The organism is Synechococcus sp. BIOS-E4-1 (assembly GCF_014279995.1).
Classification (GTDB): Bacteria; Cyanobacteriota; Cyanobacteriia; order PCC-6307; family Cyanobiaceae; genus Synechococcus_C.
In genome coordinates this window covers 2,904,473-2,921,879 of sequence record NZ_CP047935.1, presented here as the reverse complement: position 1 = coordinate 2,921,879, position 17,407 = coordinate 2,904,473, and the positions used below count along the sequence as shown (strand labels likewise).

Annotated in this window: 23 protein-coding genes; 11 read left to right on the top strand and 12 right to left on the bottom strand. The window is 59.2% G+C overall.

The genetic code is table 11. The annotated features are described in order from the left end of the window. Positions 1–6 precede the first annotated feature (6 nt). Positions 7–951 (top strand): TIGR01777 family oxidoreductase, encoded by a 945-nt coding sequence (locus SynBIOSE41_RS16040; protein ID WP_186538893.1) that lies wholly within the window; start codon positions 7–9, stop codon positions 949–951. Here the strand turns inward: SynBIOSE41_RS16040 and SynBIOSE41_RS16035 are convergent. From SynBIOSE41_RS16035 to SynBIOSE41_RS16020, 4 genes are all read right to left on the bottom strand, one after another. Beyond that, positions 887–1,162, bottom strand: coding sequence for a hypothetical protein (locus SynBIOSE41_RS16035; RefSeq protein ID WP_074159391.1), 276 nt, complete (start codon positions 1,160–1,162; stop codon positions 887–889). The genes SynBIOSE41_RS16040 and SynBIOSE41_RS16035 overlap by 65 nt on opposite strands. Continuing rightward, the gene (locus SynBIOSE41_RS16030) at positions 1,159–2,364 is read right to left on the bottom strand and encodes a lipid-A-disaccharide synthase-related protein (protein ID WP_186538892.1); all 1,206 of its coding nucleotides are present in this window, start codon (positions 2,362–2,364) and stop codon (positions 1,159–1,161) included. Before SynBIOSE41_RS16030 ends, SynBIOSE41_RS16035 begins: the two co-directional genes overlap by 4 nt. Before the next feature lies 1 nt (position 2,365). Then, the gene (locus tag SynBIOSE41_RS16025) at positions 2,366–2,785 is read right to left on the bottom strand and encodes a M48 family metallopeptidase (RefSeq protein WP_186538890.1); all 420 of its coding nucleotides are present in this window, start codon (positions 2,783–2,785) and stop codon (positions 2,366–2,368) included. Between the two features lie 63 nt (positions 2,786–2,848). After that, complete coding sequence (locus SynBIOSE41_RS16020; RefSeq protein ID WP_066911760.1) at positions 2,849–3,259, bottom strand: iron-sulfur cluster assembly accessory protein; 411 nt, start codon at positions 3,257–3,259, stop codon at positions 2,849–2,851. 111 nt (positions 3,260–3,370) lie between these two features. On the opposite strand from SynBIOSE41_RS16020, the gene zds reads away from it, so the two are divergent. From zds to SynBIOSE41_RS16005, 3 genes are read left to right on the top strand one after another with little or no spacing between them, the layout of a single operon-like run. Beyond that, a complete protein-coding gene (gene zds, locus SynBIOSE41_RS16015; protein ID WP_186541337.1) occupies positions 3,371–4,837 on the top strand; it encodes a 9,9'-di-cis-zeta-carotene desaturase in 1,467 nt (488 codons plus the stop codon). Positions 4,838–4,841: 4 nt separating this feature from the next. After that, positions 4,842–5,291: an SRPBCC family protein gene (locus tag SynBIOSE41_RS16010; RefSeq protein ID WP_066911761.1), complete on the top strand. Its 450-nt coding sequence runs from the start codon at positions 4,842–4,844 to the stop codon at positions 5,289–5,291. Continuing rightward, a complete protein-coding gene (locus tag SynBIOSE41_RS16005) occupies positions 5,242–5,826 on the top strand; it encodes a hypothetical protein (RefSeq protein ID WP_186538888.1) in 585 nt (194 codons plus the stop codon). The genes SynBIOSE41_RS16010 and SynBIOSE41_RS16005 overlap by 50 nt, the downstream gene beginning before the upstream one ends. Here SynBIOSE41_RS16005 and SynBIOSE41_RS16000 read toward each other — a convergent pair. The 5 genes from SynBIOSE41_RS16000 to SynBIOSE41_RS15980 all read right to left on the bottom strand — a co-directional run bounded on the left by SynBIOSE41_RS16000 (position 5,805) and on the right by SynBIOSE41_RS15980 (position 10,137). After that, positions 5,805–6,614 carry a uroporphyrinogen-III synthase gene (locus SynBIOSE41_RS16000; RefSeq protein ID WP_186538886.1) on the bottom strand — a complete coding sequence of 270 codons (810 nt, stop codon included), beginning with the start codon at positions 6,612–6,614 and terminating at the stop codon, positions 5,805–5,807. The genes SynBIOSE41_RS16005 and SynBIOSE41_RS16000 overlap by 22 nt on opposite strands. Further along, entirely contained in the window at positions 6,611–7,822 is a 1,212-nt protein-coding gene (locus SynBIOSE41_RS15995) for a glycosyltransferase (RefSeq protein WP_186541335.1), read from the bottom strand. Before SynBIOSE41_RS15995 ends, SynBIOSE41_RS16000 begins: the two co-directional genes overlap by 4 nt. A gap of 69 nt (positions 7,823–7,891) precedes the next feature. Beyond that, entirely contained in the window at positions 7,892–9,520 is a 1,629-nt protein-coding gene (locus SynBIOSE41_RS15990; RefSeq protein ID WP_186538885.1) for a glycoside hydrolase family 3 N-terminal domain-containing protein, read from the bottom strand. Further along, positions 9,513–9,929: a 30S ribosome-binding factor RbfA gene (gene rbfA, locus SynBIOSE41_RS15985; RefSeq protein ID WP_186538883.1), complete on the bottom strand. Its 417-nt coding sequence runs from the start codon at positions 9,927–9,929 to the stop codon at positions 9,513–9,515. The genes SynBIOSE41_RS15990 and rbfA overlap by 8 nt, the downstream gene beginning before the upstream one ends. A gap of 1 nt (position 9,930) precedes the next feature. After that, positions 9,931–10,137, bottom strand: a complete 207-nt coding sequence (locus SynBIOSE41_RS15980) for a DUF751 family protein (RefSeq protein WP_066911775.1) — start codon at positions 10,135–10,137, stop codon at positions 9,931–9,933. Positions 10,138–10,584: 447 nt separating this feature from the next. Between SynBIOSE41_RS15980 and SynBIOSE41_RS15975 the strand changes: the two genes are divergently transcribed. From SynBIOSE41_RS15975 to SynBIOSE41_RS15965, 3 genes are all read left to right on the top strand, one after another. Next, positions 10,585–10,800, top strand: coding sequence for a hypothetical protein (locus tag SynBIOSE41_RS15975; protein ID WP_066911778.1), 216 nt, complete (start codon positions 10,585–10,587; stop codon positions 10,798–10,800). A 150-nt stretch (positions 10,801–10,950) separates the two neighbouring features. Further along, positions 10,951–11,703 (top strand): putative 2OG-Fe(II) oxygenase, encoded by a 753-nt coding sequence (locus SynBIOSE41_RS15970; protein WP_186538881.1) that lies wholly within the window; start codon positions 10,951–10,953, stop codon positions 11,701–11,703. 94 nt (positions 11,704–11,797) lie between these two features. After that, entirely contained in the window at positions 11,798–12,526 is a 729-nt protein-coding gene (locus tag SynBIOSE41_RS15965; protein ID WP_186541333.1) for a glutathione S-transferase family protein, read from the top strand. Here the strand turns inward: SynBIOSE41_RS15965 and SynBIOSE41_RS15960 are convergent. After that, complete coding sequence (locus tag SynBIOSE41_RS15960) at positions 12,498–13,175, bottom strand: DUF6816 family protein (RefSeq protein WP_186538879.1); 678 nt, start codon at positions 13,173–13,175, stop codon at positions 12,498–12,500. The genes SynBIOSE41_RS15965 and SynBIOSE41_RS15960 overlap by 29 nt on opposite strands. A gap of 31 nt (positions 13,176–13,206) precedes the next feature. Here SynBIOSE41_RS15960 and SynBIOSE41_RS15955 point away from each other — a divergent pair, with 31 nt between their 5' ends. Next, on the top strand, positions 13,207–13,470 hold the full coding sequence (locus SynBIOSE41_RS15955) for a chlororespiratory reduction protein 7 (protein WP_186541331.1): 264 nt from the start codon (positions 13,207–13,209) through the stop codon (positions 13,468–13,470). A gap of 3 nt (positions 13,471–13,473) precedes the next feature. Here SynBIOSE41_RS15955 and SynBIOSE41_RS15950 read toward each other — a convergent pair whose 3' ends face one another. Further along, on the bottom strand, positions 13,474–14,073 hold the full coding sequence (locus SynBIOSE41_RS15950; protein WP_370594147.1) for a shikimate kinase: 600 nt from the start codon (positions 14,071–14,073) through the stop codon (positions 13,474–13,476). Between the two features lie 27 nt (positions 14,074–14,100). Here SynBIOSE41_RS15950 and SynBIOSE41_RS15945 point away from each other — a divergent pair, with 27 nt between their 5' ends. Together SynBIOSE41_RS15945 and SynBIOSE41_RS15940 are read left to right on the top strand one after the other, a co-directional pair. Then, positions 14,101–15,018: a 6-carboxytetrahydropterin synthase gene (locus SynBIOSE41_RS15945; protein WP_066911790.1), complete on the top strand. Its 918-nt coding sequence runs from the start codon at positions 14,101–14,103 to the stop codon at positions 15,016–15,018. 10 nt (positions 15,019–15,028) lie between these two features. Continuing rightward, positions 15,029–15,700 (top strand): RibD family protein, encoded by a 672-nt coding sequence (locus tag SynBIOSE41_RS15940; protein WP_186538877.1) that lies wholly within the window; start codon positions 15,029–15,031, stop codon positions 15,698–15,700. On the opposite strand, the gene SynBIOSE41_RS15935 is transcribed toward SynBIOSE41_RS15940, so the two are convergent. After that, positions 15,670–16,134: a hypothetical protein gene (locus SynBIOSE41_RS15935; RefSeq protein ID WP_255475838.1), complete on the bottom strand. Its 465-nt coding sequence runs from the start codon at positions 16,132–16,134 to the stop codon at positions 15,670–15,672. The genes SynBIOSE41_RS15940 and SynBIOSE41_RS15935 overlap by 31 nt on opposite strands. Positions 16,135–16,219: 85 nt before the next feature. On the opposite strand from SynBIOSE41_RS15935, the gene SynBIOSE41_RS15930 reads away from it, so the two are divergent. Beyond that, on the top strand, positions 16,220–17,401 hold the full coding sequence (locus tag SynBIOSE41_RS15930) for a GNAT family N-acetyltransferase (protein ID WP_186541326.1): 1,182 nt from the start codon (positions 16,220–16,222) through the stop codon (positions 17,399–17,401). Positions 17,402–17,407: the final 6 nt, after the last annotated feature.

Genomic DNA, 17,407 nt, shown 5'->3' with positions numbered 1-17,407 from the left:
ATTGCCATGCGCCTTCTGCTGATCGGATGCACGGGCTTGGTCGGCCGTGGTCTGATTCCCGTTCTGCATGCCGCCGGTCATCAACTCACCATCGTCAGTCGCCGTGCCTCGCCGGCTGCCTTCCCGGCTGACGTTGCAGGAGATCTTCAATGGATTCAGGTGGATCCAGCTGCGGCGTCCAGCTGGGCAGTGTCCACACCTCTGCATGATGCGCTCACCGCCAGTGACGGTGTTGTGAATCTCGCCGGTGAACCGATCGCAGAGCAGCGCTGGACTGTCCAGCATTTAGAGACGTTGGAATCCAGTCGTCTGGGCACAACGCGTCACCTGGTGACTGCCCTGGCCACGCTGGCCAAGCCTCCATCGGTGCTGGTGAATGCCTCTGCTGTTGGCTATTTCGGCACCAGTCTTGATGGCCGCTTTGAGGAGAGCAGCCCGACCGGTCAGGATTTTCTTGCGCGTCTTTGTCAGAAGTGGGAGCAGTCTGCTGCCGAAAAGCCAGAAGCAACTCGGCTTGTGGTGCTGCGAATCGGCATCGTTTTGTCAGCAGATGGTGGGGCTCTTGCCAAAATGCTGCCCGTTTTCCGCGCAGGCTTCGGTGGCCCGATCGGCTCTGGTCAGCAATGGATGAGCTGGATAGAACGAGGCGATTTATGCCGGATCATTCAGAGTTCTCTGGAACAAAACTCCTGGTCTGGAGTGATCAACGCCGTGGCTCCCGACCCTGTGACCATGGCTGTCTTCGCTGGAAGTCTTGGCCGTTGTCTGGGCAGACCGAGTCTTCTGCCGGTGCCAGGTCCCATGCTGCAGCTGCTGCTGGGTGATGGCTCCAAGGTTGTTCTGGAGGGTCAGTTCGTGAGTTCGAGTCGACTCGAACAACTGGGATTCAACTTCCGCTGTCCGACCCTGCCCGTTGCACTCGACGTTGCCACCAGCTCAAGCAACCGCTGAGCAGAGCTGCGCCCATGAGCAGGCCGATGGCGGGTGTGAACAGAGGTTCCCACAGGCGCATGAACACTCGCATCGGCGCTTCCAAACCCTGACTGCTGCCGATAACCGCGATGGCGAACCAACCGGCGCCGGCGATGACCAGGAAGACATTCAGAACAAGGACGCGGTCCAGCCAGCGCTTCCAGATGGGTTCGTTGTTCGGTTTGCTCATTCGGACGCCCGCAGCAGTTGCGAGATCGATGCCGCCATCCTGGCCCCGCCGCCGGCCTCGCCGAGGCGGTTCAGCGCGACGTCCTGGCAGAGGCGCTGCAGCTGCTGATCAAGGTGGCTGCGCTCCAGAAGTTCGAGGGCTAACGCCGCAGTGCGTTGGAGGGTCGTTGCTGTACCCGCCTCGCCATCCACACAGAACACCGTCGGCCCCAGCAAACGGCGCTGAGCCTCCGCGAATCCTGCTGTGAACTGAGGCCCTTCACCCACCAGCTGCAGGACCGGTCTGGCCAGACCCACGGCTTGTTCGGCTGCTGTTCCCGCCATACACAGCAGAAGATCGGAGCTGTGCAGAACTGCTCCAAACCCTCCCCGGCGGATCCGCACCTGATGAGCATCTCGTCGCAGCAGAGTTGACGTCCCGCTGTCGGCGGTTTTGAGGCTCCAGCCGATCGGTGCAACCAGCTCTGACAGTGAAGCGTCGGACAGGGAGGACACCAGTGCCAGCTCAAGCTGCAGCTCACCACTGCTCAGCAATGCTGCCGGCAGATGTTCAACCACTCCCAGCAAAAGGACCAGGTTCTGCTCCAGCTCAGGCCGTCTGCTCCCCGGCAGCAATCCCAGTCGGCGGCGTGCTTCAGGTAGGCGTCGATCGTCTCTCAGGATCGGATCCATGAACGGATTGCCCAGAAACGTGACTGGCTTGCGCAACTGTTCACTCAGATCGTCCGCACTGAGCTGGTCCCGGCTGAATACGGCCTGAACGCGAGGGCTGCGCAAGCACTCAGCGCATGGCCAGGGCAGCCGCAACCTTCCCTCATAGTGACTCGAGTACGCCACCAGGTAGGTGGCCACAGGCCGTCTGCAGAGCCAGGCAGCCATCACCGGAATCACATCTCCAATCACCACCACCTGGTCGTAACGGTGGGCGATGCGCAGCAACCTCAGCAGGCGGCGCAGCAGATAGACCACCTGTCCCTGCAACAGCTCGGTCAGACGACCACGCAAGCTGGTGTAACCAAGGCCACCCGTGCTGAATTCTTGAGTGCCTCCGATCAGTGCGATGCCAGCGTCCCGATAGGGCTGTCCCTTGCCAACCAGGGGAAGAGCGTCCACTGCATGGCCTTCGGACTGGAGTGCCTGTCCCAGCAGAGCACCGGAAAGATCTTCTCCATGGCCGTTGCTGAGCAGCAGCAGTCGGCCCACTTCAGAGCTCCAGCCAGGCCTTCACCTTGAGCAGCGCCGGCCAGTCCGGTCGGCGTTTGAGACCGTCTTCGATGGATTCCTTCAGTTCAGCCCCCACTTCAGGTGCAAGAGCCATCACCTGCTGAACCACTTCAATCTGATCTCTCACGCCTTTGGCTTTGGTTTCCAGCATCGCCAGACACAAATTGATCCGGGCCTGAGGATCCTGATTGTTGAGCTTCACCGCCATCCGCGCAGACCGCAGTGCCTCTTCGGACTGATTGCTCAGCAACTGAAGCCACGCCAGACACGTCCAGCCTGCTGACTGTCGAGGGGCAGCTGAGGTGATGGTCTCAAAATCAGCGAGTAACTCCTGAGCCGGAGCTCCTTGCTGGTAACGGTTCATCGCCTGCTGGAAGAGACTTTCCTGGCTGGACTCCATGGAGTGCTGATCTGTCGGGCAATGTCTTCAGATTCCCACAGCAGCCAGATGCTCACGGATCGATCAAACGGCGAAGGAGCTTCCGCAGCCGCAGGTCTGGGTGGCGTTGGGGTTGGTGAAATTGAAGCCGCCGCCAATCAGCGCTGTGCTGAAGTCCAATTGCATGCCGTAGATGTAAAGCAGGCTTTTGGGATCACAGATCACTTCAAAGCAGGCGCCATCAGGTGCTTCGTACTGATAGCGCTCATCATCTTTTTGAATGTCTGATGCAGGCACGAAATCCATCGTGTAACTCATGCCGCTGCAGCCTCCCGAGCGCACGCCCACCCTCAGAACCTGTTGGCTTCCTTGGTCGGTGCAAAGTCTGGCCAGCTGCTGCATGGCAGGCCCTGTAATCAGGATGCCCTTGCCGTCTCTGGCGGTGTGAGACTCACTGGAGGTTGTGGTCTCAGCTGTGATTTCGCTGCTGGACATTGGAGGCAGTGGCACGAGGACCTTTCTTCACTTTATGAAGCCCTTGCTTGTTCTGCCTAAAGCAGTTCAGCCTGATCAATTCATAGAGTCCTCGCAGTTGCACTCATGACGGTGCGGGTCGCGATTGTGGGTTCTGGGCTGGCTGGCCTCTCCGCTGCTGTGGATCTGGTGGATGCAGGCCATGAGGTGAATCTCTACGAGGCTCGTCCTTTCATGGGCGGAAAGGTGGGCAGCTGGGTGGATCCGGATGGCAACCACATCGAAATGGGATTGCATGTCTTCTTCTTCAATTACGCGAACCTGTTCGCACTGATGCACAAGGTGGGCGCTTTCGACAATCTGCTGCCCAAAGACCACACCCATCTGTTTGTGAACCAGGGTGGTGACCTGCGGGAACTGGATTTCCGATTCCCTGTAGGTGCGCCTTTCAACGGTCTCAAAGCGTTCTTCACCACTCCCCAGCTGGGTTGGATTGACAAACTGCGCAACGCTCTTGCTCTCGGAACAAGTCCGATTGTCAGAGGCCTGGTGGATTACGAAGGCGCGATGCGCACGATCCGAGCTCTGGATTCGGTCAGCTTCAAGGACTGGTTCGTGGGGCATGGCGGCAGTCCGGAGAGCATCCGCAGGATGTGGAACCCGATCGCCTACGCGCTTGGGTTCATCGACTGCGAAACGATTTCCGCCCGATGCATGTTGACCATCTTCATGATGTTCGCGGCCAAAACCGAAGCCTCCAAACTCAACCTGCTCAAGGGTTCACCCCATCGTTGGCTGACCGGTCCCATCCTCGATTACATCCAGCAGCGTGGAGGCAAGCTGCACCTACGCCATCCGGTGAAGCAGGTCGAGTTCAGTGACGGGGATCACCCCGAAGTGACTGGCCTGAAGCTGAGTACCCCTGATGGGGAAAAGCATGTAGTTGCCGATGCCTATCTTGCCGCTTGTGATGTGCCCGGTATCCAGCGCCTGCTCCCAGGCGAATGGCGTCGTTTTCCACAATTTGAGGCCATTCACCATCTCGAGGCGGTTCCGGTGGCCACGGTTCAGCTTCGCTACGACGGTTGGGTGACGGAACTCGGTGATAGCAATGGTGAGAGTCGTCGCGACTTAAGTCACCCCGCTGGTCTCAACAACCTGCTTTATACGGCCGATGCCGACTTCAGCTGTTTTGCCGATCTCGCCCTGGCCAGCCCGGAGGATTACCGCAAGCACGGTGAGGGTTCCCTGCTGCAGTGTGTGCTGACACCTGGCGATCCCTGGATGCGGAAGTCTGTTAAAGACATCGTTGAGCACACCGATCGCCAGGTTCGAGCGCTGTTCCCATCCGCCGCAAACCTCACACTCACCTGGAGCAATGTGGTGAAGCTGGCGCAGTCCCTTTACAGAGAAGCGCCTGGTATGGAGCCTTATCGACCTGACCAGAGCACTCCGATCAGCAATTTCTACCTTGCTGGGAGCTACACCCGTCAGGATTACATCGACTCGATGGAAGGAGCCACCATGAGCGGACACCTCGCCGCTGCCGCCATCCTGGGGCAACCGGCTCGACTTGCCGTGAACACCGCAGTTGCCTGAACCGATGGGACGCTGGCTCGAACATTCCGTAACCACAGAAGTCAAGGCTCCCGTTGATCGGGTCTGGGATGTCTGGAGTGATCTGGAGGCAATGCCCAAGTGGATGCGCTGGATCGAATCCGTGAAAACCCTCGACGATCCAGACCTCACCGACTGGACACTGGCAGCTCAGGGTTTCCGTTTTCATTGGAAGGCCCGCATTACCCAGAGGGTTGAGGCCCAGCAACTCCACTGGGAATCGGTTGGAGGTTTGCCCACCAAAGGTGGAGTGCGCTTCTACGCCGAACAGCCCCAGCTCACGGCTGTGAAACTCAGCGTCACCTACGAACTCCCAGGTGTCCTTGCTCCCTTGATGGAACCCAGCATCCTCGGTGGAATCGTGACGAAGGAACTTCAGGCGAACCTTGACCGATTCCGAGACCTGGTGGAAAGCGGATACGCAGCTCAGACCTGAGGTGACTACTCCTCACAGTCCATCCCCAGTTTCCTGTGCAGCTTGGCTTCTGGCGTTCGCTTTGGCAGGCCTCAGCGGATGTGGAAAGCCAGAGAACACCCAGTCATCAGCCGCTGCGATCTCGCCTGATGCGCCCGTTGCTGAGTTGTCTCCGCCCCAACCGTCCACAGCTGCGACTGGACTGACCCCCCTGCCCACTCGTGAACAGGTCTTGTCATCGGTGCCGGAGGGGCGAGAGGACCCTTTCGCACCAATTGTCGGCGCCTCCTCGTCCGTCACCTCTGAGACGGATCCTGACGCCTCAGCCACGCCCGCTTTCGAGGTCATGGGTGTTATGGCTGTCGGATCTGAACTTCGGGCGCTGGTCAGAGGCCCCGAAGTCTTTGGAACGGTCTGCGTCGGTCAGCGTGGCCGTTGCCCGGATAATCCGGATGCTCCGCTGCCGATGGGCTGGACTGTGCAGAGCATTGATTTGGGACTGGGCTGTCTGAGACTTTCAATCTCTGGAGAGTCTCAGCTCCGCTGTATTGCCTGAACGCAGGCTTCCACCAGTCCTTCCAGGTCGTGAGGCGTGGCTTCCTGATCCACTCTGCCGAGCAGTTCCCTGCAGCGTTTGCTGGTCTGTGGACCGATTGAAACCACAGCAGGCTTACTGAACAGCTGTTCAGTGCCTGAATTCCCGAGTGCGCTCTGCAGCAGCTGCACGGTGTGGGTCACGGTTTTGCCGCTGCTGAAGCTGATCACATCAACGTCTCCATTCTCCAGTGCTTTCAGGGTGTCTGGCGGAATCGACGTTGGGCAGCGGGATTCGTAAGCCGCCACTTCCACCACCCGTGAGCCCGCCTCTGCGAAGGCTTCTGCCAGAAGAGTGCGTCCGCCGCTCTGCACCCGCGGCAACAGGATTCTCAACCCCCATCCAGAGACAGGGAAGTGGTCGATCAGGCTGTCGGCCACGAATGTGGGGGGCACGAAATCAGCAGGTGCCCCCAGTTCTTCCAGCCGCTCAGCGGTTTTCCGCCCCACGGCTGCGATCTTGAGGCTTTCAGGCCGTTGCATCAGTCCCTTGCCTCTGAGCTGCAGTCGTTCCTCCACCGCTTCCACCCCGTTGGCACTGGACACAATCAACCAGTGAAAGTTCTCCAGATCGGCGAGGGCATCGTCGAGGGGAGCCCAGCTGTCAGGGGGGCCGATTTCCAGAGCTGGCAGGTCGAGAACCCTGGCACCAAGTGACTGCAGCAGCCTGCGGCCTTCGCTCTGCTGTTCACGGGCCCGGGTGATCACCACCGTGTGTCCCTGCAACGGCAGGGGTTGATCGCTGCTCATGCGCTGGCCTCATCGTCCAGCTTCACCAGTCCATGCACCTGGGCCTGCAGGGCGCTGGCTTCTCCCTGCCGCTCCTGTGAGCGCAGCAGCGCGATCGCCTGGCGGAAGCCTGCACGCGCTCCATCGATATCCCCTCCTATCAGCCTGGCCACTGCCAGGTTCTGGTGGCTTTCCGCGTGGGAGGGATTCACGCTCAGGGATCGCTCGTAAGCCTTGATCGCCGCCAGCAGGTCGCCACGACGGCGCTCCATCAAGCCCAGGTTGTACCAGGCCAGTGCCACTTCGGGTGCTCGTTGACAAGCGGTTGTGGTGAGCTGAACGGCTTCCTCCAGTTCGTTGCGCTGCATCAGCAAGGCCGCCAGGTTCATACGTGCACCAAGGCTTAAACGAGTCTCCAGCGGTTGCTGCAGTGCCTCTCGATAGCACTTCACGGCAGCCTCGCTGTCTTCTGAAGCCAGCGCGATTCCGAGATTGAGCAGCAGTTCATAGCGTTCAGCACTGCTGCCATCGCCTTCAGGCAAATGCTCTAGACCGTGGCGAAGAAGACTGAGACCACGTTCTCGGTTGCCGTCACTGACCTCCAGAGCACCAAGCTTGGCGCAGGCATAGGGATCATTGGGCTGATCGTTCAGCCAGCTCTCCATCGATTGACGCAGTCTTTCCGCCTTATCGGATCCAGCCAGCAGATCCGGTCGATACCCTTCATGCAGCAGGGCTGGTTCGGTGCAGTTGGCAATCCGCCAGCCGGGCTCTTCCTTGAGCAGCGCATCAACGCTCTCGTCGATCATCGAGTGATAAGGCTTGCTCCATCGGATGCGCGGATGTCGGCGAAACAGACGGCTCACATTGGAGTAGGGAGCCATGGTTGCTCCCAGTTCGTGGCGCAGCAGGTTGATCACCAGCACATCCGGCTGGGCCATCAGGGCTTTGAGCTGCGGGATTGCTTCCGAGCGCAGCTGTTCGTCGGCATCGAGCACCAGGACCCAGTCACCCTTGACGAGCTTCAGGGCTGCATTGCGTGCCGGCGCAAAGTCTCCGGGCCAGTCCATCCGCTCCACCTGAGCGCCGCAGGCTTCGGCGAGGGCGATGGTGCCATCCACTGAGCCGGTATCGAGAAGAACCATCTCATCCGCGAAGCCCTTGACAGAGCGGATGCAGGCCTCGATCTGCGCTTCCTCATCGCGCACGATCATCGAGAGGCTGAGCATGTTGGTGAGGAGCACTGCCGCAGAGGTTAAGGCGGTTCCAATGGAGCGGTTTCGACAGGCTTTGTTGGTCTAGTCCGTGAAGTCCTGGCGTTGGTGCGCTTCGCTGCTGAACCCCCACATCCGATTCAACAGCTGCTGCTGAGCTTCAGGCATCTGCCCAGGGCTGTAGCCCGCAGCGATGCTGTCCGGAATCAGCTTGCGCAGAGAGTCCCAGCGGTAAGGACAGCCATAGACCGCCAAACCGCAAAGGCGCTGAACACGCAGCAACTGCTCGATGGCTTCAGCCCAGGGTTCATGGCGCTGCTGGCCGGCGCGGAATGGATTGCCGCGCAGAAACAGTTGCAGGAAGACAGAGCCAGGCCCCAGACGTTCAAGGTCAAGCGCCCCCGCGGGGTCTTTGTCAGTGCTCCAGGGCTCAATGCCCCTGTCATGGCAGATCAGAGCCTTGTATCCATGGCGTTCGGGTGTGCTGATCGCAGCGGCATCAGCACGCAGGAATCTGCAGGGGAGCACCCCATCCACCCGGATCAAGGTCACTCCGTTCTGTGCGGGCTGGGTTGGAAGTTGGGGGCCCTGCACCTCCAGTGAGCTCTCGATGAGCTCCATGCACAGCCGGCGGTCCGTTGCTGTTTCGAGCTCGATTTCGGGCGTAGTGGCTATGGCGGTGGCGGAGGGCTTTTCACAACCTTGCAGGGCTTCTGTTCGTCTCTTCAGCGAATCGTGCAGACGGGATTCAGGGATCCTGCCGTCGGCCAGTGCCGTGCAGAGTGCATCAATCGCCGCATCGGCATCGGCGGGCATCAGGATCAGGTCCGCTCCAGCTGCGAAGGCCTGAACCGCGGCTTCTCCAGGCCCTGCCCTGTTGCTGATGGCCTCCATCACCAGTGCATCGGTAACGACGAGGCCAGTGAACCCAAGTTCTGTTCGCAGTAGATCTGTCAGCACTGCTCGCGACAAGGTCGCCGGCTGCGAGTCGTCCAGTGCCGGGATCAGCACATGAGCTGTCATCACACTGGCGATTCCTGAGTCGATCAGTCGCCGGAACGGCACCAGTTCCACGCGGTCGAGCCGGCTGCGTCCGTGCTTGATCAGAGGCAGCTCCAGGTGGGAATCCTGATCCGTGTCGCCATGGCCAGGGAAATGCTTGGCGCAGCCCAGCACGCCAGCGGCGTTGAGGCCCCGTTGAAATGCTGTCACCAGATCCGCTACGGACTCAGGCTGATCGCCCCAGGCCCTCACATTGATCACCGGGTTGTCCGGATTGCTGTTCACATCGCAGACCGGCGCGAGCACCCAGTTGAGGCCGCATCGTTGTGCCTGATCCCCGGTTGTTCGGCCATAGCGCTCGGCCAGTTTCAGAGCGTGCTCCGGGTTGGTTTGATGCAGCCGGCCCACGGCCATCGGTGGCGCCAACCAGGTGGCACCTGGGAATCTCTGGCCAATGCCTTCCTCCACGTCGGCGCAGAGCAGCAGCTCTCCGCTGTCGCTCCAGCTCCTGAGTGTTCGACATCGTTGCTGCAGCTCCGTGGCTGTGCCACCCAGCAGGATCACCCCGCCAACGCCTGATTGCAGCAGCCTCTGCAGCTCACCATTGGAATGTTCCCAGTGGGGGTACTGACGTTGCCGGTCTTCGGCATGGCCGCTGGCGCGAATCACCAGAAGCTGGGCGACGGCTCTGCGACGCTCAGCTTCAGTCATTGAAGTTGGGAGTCTCGGTGTCGTCGCTGCCGGAGTGGATGCTGCCCTTCACCTCTCGCTCCCGCTCTAGTTCTCCGAGCAGGTGCAGAACGTTGGTTCCCCTCTCCAGCCCGCGGTCGAGTTGGAACACCACTTCAGGGGCTCGTCTCATCTGCAGACGTCGACCCAGTTCTCCCCTCAGGTAGCCACTGGCTGCCTGCAGACCGTCCATGACCTCTTTGCGAGCATCGTTGTCCGCCAGGACGCTGACAAAAATCTTGCAGTGCTGAAGGTCGCCGCTGACCTCAACATTCGTGATGCTCACCATGCCCTGATGCACGCGCTCATCACGGATCCCATTGATCAGCAGTTCACTGATCTCTCGCCGGATGAGGGCTGCCACGCGTTCAACCCGACGTCCCGGGGCCATGTCAGCTCTGCGGTGCTGAAGACACCATGGCACGCAGGACAAAGCTCAGACTGAGGAAGCCACTGATCAAAGCCCCGATCAGGGCCACCGCGGTCACCGGGTTGCTGCGACGACGGGCGAGTGGCTCTGCCACGGAATTGATCACGCCCAGGCTGAAAGCGATCAAGTAGCGCGGATAGCGCGTCACGTTGATGAAAAATTCTTTCATGGCCAGTTATCGCAGGGTGTCTTGTTGAGTCGGGTGTTTCCGGAATGACTGAGGCTTGCTGCAGAGGAGAGGGCACTCAACGGCAAGCAGCAAGTTCTCAATAAGAGGGCCTTATTGACATATTTCAGTCTATCTGGAGCAAATACAGACGAAGAACGACCTTCCGGCTCAGGGGCTTTTCGCCCAGGTGACCTGGGACTCCGGAACACCCCGAGTAGCAAATGAGTCATTTGCTACAGCGTCTAGTGATTTTTGTCGATTCAATTAAGAGGAGGTTGATGACCTCTGAATCACACCAAGATTGGGGGAGTCGGCAGCGAGTCTCCTTTTTTTGAGCTTTATAGGCTCTGGGCAGCTCTGCTGGATGAGCCCCTTCGGTATCAGTTTGATCAGTTTCGGCATGCGAAGTGTTTGCTAGTGAGGGATTCAATGTTGTTGAGCTCGGAAATGAAAGGTTTCTTCCTTTTCAAGGCGATGTTGCTGCTCGGTTTGTGCGGCGCTGCCTATGCGGGATCTGTCACGGTTGAGGGCATGGATCGAGAGATCACCATCAATCAGGCTCAGAGCAAAGTGCCCCAAGGGAAAAAGGTGACCGACACCTCCTGCACAACCATTGAGGTCCGTCTGGATCCGAGATATCGCTGCACTGTGATCTGGGAGTGAAACCACATCTGCTTCAGTCGTCCCATCAATGCTCTGATCTGAGTGATGGACATCCTCAGGAGCTGAATCAGCAATCGGCCAGTTTTCATCGCTGTGGACAGTCAGCTCAAGTTGTCGCTGGCACCATGCGTTGCAGTTTTTGCTCGAATCTTGGAGATCCTCGATCTTTTCCCAAGATCCATTTTCAAGGGCCACCTGCCTGAGTCGCTGTTGAATCAGCTGCTCAGCATCAGCGCCGATGTGCTGGCTCATCCTGGCGCCAGTCTTGATGCCTCAGCAAAGCTGGCTGGTCAGCTCAGCCAGCAAAGAGAGCTCAGTGGTGGGCATCCCGCGATTCAGCAGTTGTGTTCAACGCATGTGCTTCCAGCCTGTGACCGCTGGATCAATCATGTGATGGGGCGTCAGCCTCCACAGGGGCGGGGGCCCTGGGTGCCTGGTCGCTATCAGCTGCAGATGGTTGATCTGTGGCTCAACTGTCAGCGGGCTGGCGACTACAACCCCACTCATACCCATGGGGGCAGTTTTTCAGGGGTGATCTTTCTGAAAGTTCCACCACAGATCAATGGCCAATGCTTTGACGGTCAGCTCTGCTTCCATGGCCCTGAGGATTGGCATCTGCAGTCGTTTCGTACGGGCATGGCTCACTATGTGTTGCCCGTGCCAGGGGAGTTCTACGTTTTCCCCGCCTGGCAACCGCACTCCGTTGCTCCCTTTCGGGGAGACGGAGACCGTTGGTCGATTGCCTTCAATGTGCTCGCTCTTCCTCTTCAAACTTCCCCGTCGGCTCATTCCGCTGGAGTCTCCACCACGCATCGCATCGGGACAGGATCGCCTCGCAGGTCTGAGTCGACGCCTAGGAATGTCTCGCTTTCAAGTGGTCGCACAATGCCGAGGGGATTCTGAACAAGGTCTGGGTCAGTCGTGAAGGCTGCTCCGGTGCTGATGGCGAGGTGAAGATCTGGATGGCTACCGTTCCAGCGCCTGACCCGGCTTGGACATGCTGGAGCTTCATCAGTTTCGTCACTCGGCTTTCTGTCTCAAGGTGCGGATGGCGTTGCACGCCAAGGGACTCAGTTTTCGCGAGGTTGAGGTCACCCCTGGTATCGGCCAGATTGCCCTGTTTCGGCTTTCCGGTCAGCGGCAGGTCCCCGTTCTTGTGGATGGTGATGAGGTGGTCTCTGACTCGAGTGCCATCTGCCGATATCTGGAGGAACTCAGGCATGAGCCGGCCTTGATTCCTGCTGATCCCCGCCAGCGTGCTCAGATGCAGTTGATCGAAGACTGGGCCGACACCACCCTTGCCGCTGCGGTCAGGGCCGCGCTTGTTCAGGCGGCTGCGGATGACACTCAGCTTCGGGATGTCCTGCTTCCTGATGATGTCCCCTCCCCGGTGCGCCAGGTGATGTCTGGTCTTCCGGGTGGTTGGCTCAGCAGTCTTGGTGAATTGCTTGGCCAGGAACAGAGAGCGTCGATGCTCAGCAGTTTGTGCGCCGTTGCCGATGGCCTGGATCTCAACGGCTTTTTGGTTGGAGATGCCATCAGCCTTGCGGACCTTGCTGTTGCTGCCCAGTTGTCGCTGCTGCGTTTCCCTGCTTCTGCAGGAGATTCACTTGCCGGGCGAGGGGTTCCAGGGCTCAGCGATCATCCCCATCTCCAGGATCTGTTTCGCTGGCGAGATCAACTGGAGACGCGACTGATCAACCTTCATCCAGCCTCAGCGGTTTAAGCGTCAGCCTGAAACGGCTGCTGCGCCCCTCCAGTGTCTGATCAGTCTTCAGGCCAGGTCCTGCATGACTCACCTGACGCTGGTCGGCGCAGATGTCCGGTCCACAGCGCTCATAGTGCGTGAGGGTTTCAATTCTGCTCAATCGTGGAGCGCCCGGTCCGTGCAGGATTTGCAGAACCAGTTCATCGCTGAAGAAATCAGAGGCCGCCTTTGGACTCGTTTCTCGACGCCCGATCACTGTGGTTTCGAGCAGCACATCGTCTCGAAATCTCGCCAGCTGACGATTCACCTGGTTGGGATCCTGTTCGACCGAAAGCAATTGCTCCCCAAGCAGAGCTTTCCCGACTGAAGTCGCGTTGTAGGGGCGGTCACCGATGAGTTCGTTGCGACGGTTTCGCAGGAAACGGACCTTGTGCACAAGGGGGCGATCGTCGGGAATGGCTTGGCCTGAATCATCCAGTGCCTCACTGGTCACTTGCCATGTCCCTGAAAACCAGTCGGGATAAATCAGGTCCTGTTTGGCGCGCGGACGGGGCAGAGGTGCCGGCAGTGACCATTGCGGCCAGCTTTCGAAACGCTGCTCAAGAAAGTCAATCCCGCGATCACTAGCCGCAGCGGCGGACTGGACTGACACAAGCTGCAGCAGCATGGTGATCAGCAGTGTCAACACCGGTTTTGCCATGTCCGACCCTCTGATTCGATCCCTTGATCACTATGTGGTGCTGGTTCCAGGCGAACCTGAACAGCTGCTCACAGCGGCAGACACGATGACATGGCTGGCCGGTCGGCTGCAGGATCTTGACCCCTGGCCCTCGGATCTCAGCAGTTGCGAGAGCCCGGAGCAGGCGGCACTTCGCTTGATGGATACAGCCTGTGAACTGGAGATTTCGCCTGGGATCGCTCTGCAGTGGTACGCGGTGCGTCTCGATCCACCTGGCTCCTGAACCTCATTCCGGTCGTTCTTTGGGTGGATCCTTGATCAATTCCGGCAGCAGCTGAATGATCCCGTTGGCAACGACGTCTGGTGTTTCTGATTCGATCACCACTGTGAGATCCGCCTCGTCGTACAGGGGGCGTCGCTGCTTGAGGATCGCGTCAAGTGTTTCGGCAGGATCTTCCGTCATCAGTAGCGGTCGCTGAGTGGAGTCGGCCTGCAAGCGTTGCAGTAGCTGACGGCGTTCGACATCGAGCCAGATCACAATGCCCTGTTGCATCATTCCCCAGTTTTCGGAACGCGTGACAACGCCGCCCCCGGTGGCCACGACAAGAGAATGACGTTCACTGATGGACCTCAGCACCTGCGTTTCAAGGCTGCGGAAGTCCTCTTCACCGTCACGTTCAAAGATTTCTGAGATGGTGCAGCCGGCTACCTGCTCGATCACTGCATCCGCGTCCACGAATCCATACCCCAGCCTTTCCGCCAGAGGCCTGCCGGTGCTGGTTTTGCCGCTGCCCATCATGCCCACCAGGTAAAGACTGCGCCCTCCCAGACGCTGCCGCAGAGTTGGAGTGGTCTCCACCATGACTCGGAATTGCCTGTAGCTCATTAGGATGCCTCCTGGCCGGACCGTCACATGACTGAAATGAAGTCAATTGCTCACGGTCGCGGACGTGGCTGCGTCATCACCCGACGCGCCTGCTTCAGTGCAAGCCACCGCTACTGGTTGCCTGAATTGTCCGCTGATGACAATGCCGCGCGCTTCGGGCCCTGTGCGCTGGCTCCTGGTCATGGTCACAACTATGAGTTAATCGTTTCGATGGCCGGTGGCCTCGATGCTCATGGAATGGTGCTCAACCTCTCCGAGGTGAAGCACGCCATCCGCAGCGAGGTGACTGGCCAGCTCGACTTTCGCTTTCTCAACGACGCCTGGCCCGAATTCGATGTGTCGAAGCCGGAGGGTTGCCTTCCCACCACTGAGGCCATCGTCCGGCAGATCTGGGCTCGTCTGAGTCCTCATCTCCCCATCACGGCATTACGCCTCTACGAACAACCAGGCCTCTGGGCCGACTATCTCGGACATCCCATGGACGCCTTCCTCACGATTCGCACCCATTTCGCTGCTGCCCATCGTCTGGCAAGACCTGAGCTCAGCCAGGAGGAGAACGAACGTATCTACGGCAAGTGCGCACGTCCCCATGGTCATGGCCACAACTACCTGGTGGATGTCACGGTGCGAGGCCCCATTGATGCCCGCTCAGGCATGGTCTGCGACCTGTCCGCGCTGCAACGCCTCGTCGACGACCTTGTGGTTGAGCCGTTTGATCACACATTCCTCAACAAGGACGTGCCCTTCTTCGCCGAATGTGTTCCCACCGCAGAGAACATCGCGCTGCACATTGCTGACCGCCTGTCGTCTCCGATCAAGGCGATCGGTGCCCATCTCCACAAAGTGCGCCTGCAGGAAAGCCCCAACAACGCGGCTGAGGTCTACGCCGAAGTTCCTCAGTTGGAGATGACTCCTTCAATGCTTGAGGCGGCGGTTCCTGTCTGAATCCATCGCCTTGGCTGAGCAACCCACGCTTCGTCTTGTGCTTGCGGTGAGTCTCGATGGTCGTCTTGCTCCACCGAGAGGAGGAGCAGCTCAGTTGGGTGGATCAGGTGATCGTCGTGTTCTTGAGGAGGCGCTCGCCTGGAGTGATGCGGTGCTGATCGGAGCAGGCACACTCAGGGCTCATCAATCCAGCTGTCTGATCCGGGATCAGGATCTGTTGAACGAACGTCGATTTCAGGGGCGCTCGCCTCAGCCGGCAGCGCTGGTCGTCAGTCGGCAGGCTGGATTTCCTCTGGAGTGGCCCTTTTTTCAGCAACCGTTTGAACGTCATCTGCTGTCTGTAAGCGATGGGTCTGCCCCTGGCTTCCAGTCATGTTGTCGGCTTTCGTCCCGCTGGAGCCAAACGCTGCAGAATCTGCGCGCCAAGGGCTGGTTCAGGCTGGTCCTGCTTGGTGGTGCTGTCCTGACTCATTCGTTGCTGGTCCAGGATGCGGTCGATGAGCTGCAGCTGACGCTCAGTCCCAGGCTCCTGGGCGGATCCTTCACCTGGTTGCTGCAGACGGAGACAGCGCTGCCAGCGTCGCTCACGTCTTCGCAGGCTTGGAGTCTGATGGATGCCCGTTCGCTCGGAGACAACGAACTGCTGGTGCATTACTGCCGTAATCGCTCCAGCAGTTCCTGAACAGGAATCTGCTTCAGGCTGGATTGGGACAGGCCAGTCAGGGATGCCAGGCAACGACGAATCACCACTTGCGCGTCGTCGCCTACCTTGCCTCTCAGCAGTTCCGTCAGCACTCCCAGCTCTCTGCCACTGCGGCTGGTTTCTCTGATCAGACACTCACTCACAGGGCGGGCAAGTGTTCGGCAAGGCTGCTCAACAGCGGAGTTCAGCCAGCTTTTTGGAGCGATCTCGGCTGCAACGCCATCAAGAGCCTGTTCAGCCAGCTGACGGCATTCGCTCACAAGCTTGCGTTCGATTCGTGGTTGCAACAGCTGAATCAATGGTTGGAACAGCCCCGCATGGGCGGTTTGATGCACGGAGCTCACCTCCAGACAAAGAGGTGAGATCAACAGAGGTGTGATCCATCTCAGGCTGTGCCGAGATGATCTGGGCATGACCCTGGCCCAAAGGTGTCTTCATTGTCTCCCCTTCTGGTTTCGCTGGTTAGTGTCGTTGCCGAGTCGTTTCAATTGGCCCTGGATGGCATCGCTCACGGCTCGTTGGCACCGCAGCATCCATGAGATCCCTCAGCCCCAATGGGAGGAGTTGCTCGCAGAGCACGCAAGCCCCTTCTATCGCTGGTCTTGGCTGGAGGCTTTGGAAAACTCAGGCAGTGTGGCTCCCGATCAGGGTTGGCAGCCACTGCACCTGTCGCTTTGGAGGGGCGACGAGAGTCTGATTGCCATCGCACCTCTTTATCTCAAGGGGCACAGCTACGGAGAATTCATCTTTGATCAATCTTTCGCACGCCTGGCCGGTGATCTTGGACTGCGCTACTACCCCAAACTGATCGGGATGAGTCCCGTCAGCCCTGTTCAGGGCTATCGCTTCCATATCCACCCGGATGAAGATGCTCAGGGCATCACGGTCATGTTGCTTCAACTGATCGATGAGTTTGCCGCTCGCAACAACATTCTCAGCTGCAACTTTCTCTACGTGGATCCTGTATGGCAGCCCTTGGCGGAGGCTGCGGGCTGTGCGGGCTGGGTGAATCATCAGAGCCTGTGGTCTTCAGAAGACCAAAAAGATTTCTCCGACTATCTCGCTGGCTTCAATGCCAATCAGAGGCGCAATATCAAGCGGGAACGCAAAGCGGTCAGCCAGGCAGGACTGGCCGTGACACCACTGACCGGCTCAGAGCTCACCCCGGAGCTGCTGGCGCGGATGCATTGCTTCTATGCGCAGCACTGCGCCCGCTGGGGTCCCTGGGGAAGCAAATATCTTCAGGGCTCATTCTTTGATCGACTGGCTGAACCTGAACTCGCACAGCATGTGGTGCTGTTTAGTGCCCATCGCGGAGATCCCTTTGAACCGGTGGCGATGTCCCTTTGCATCCAGGACGAGTCCCATCTCTGGGGGCGCTACTGGGGTAGTGAAGAAGACATCGACTGCCTTCACTTTGAGGTCTGTTACTACGCGCCGATCGAGTGGGCCCTGCATCAGGGCCTTCGCAGCTTTGATCCAGGAGCGGGTGGCAGTCACAAGCGCCGACGCGGCTTTGTGGCTCAAGCTCGTACCAGCCTGCATCGCTGGTACGACCCGCGCATGGATGGCCTGATCCGCTCCTGGCTTCCAAGAGCGAATGGACTGATGGAGGAGGAGATCGAGGCCATTAACGCCGAGCTTCCCTTTCGCACCAAGCCGCCTGAATTGATGGCCTGAGGCGAT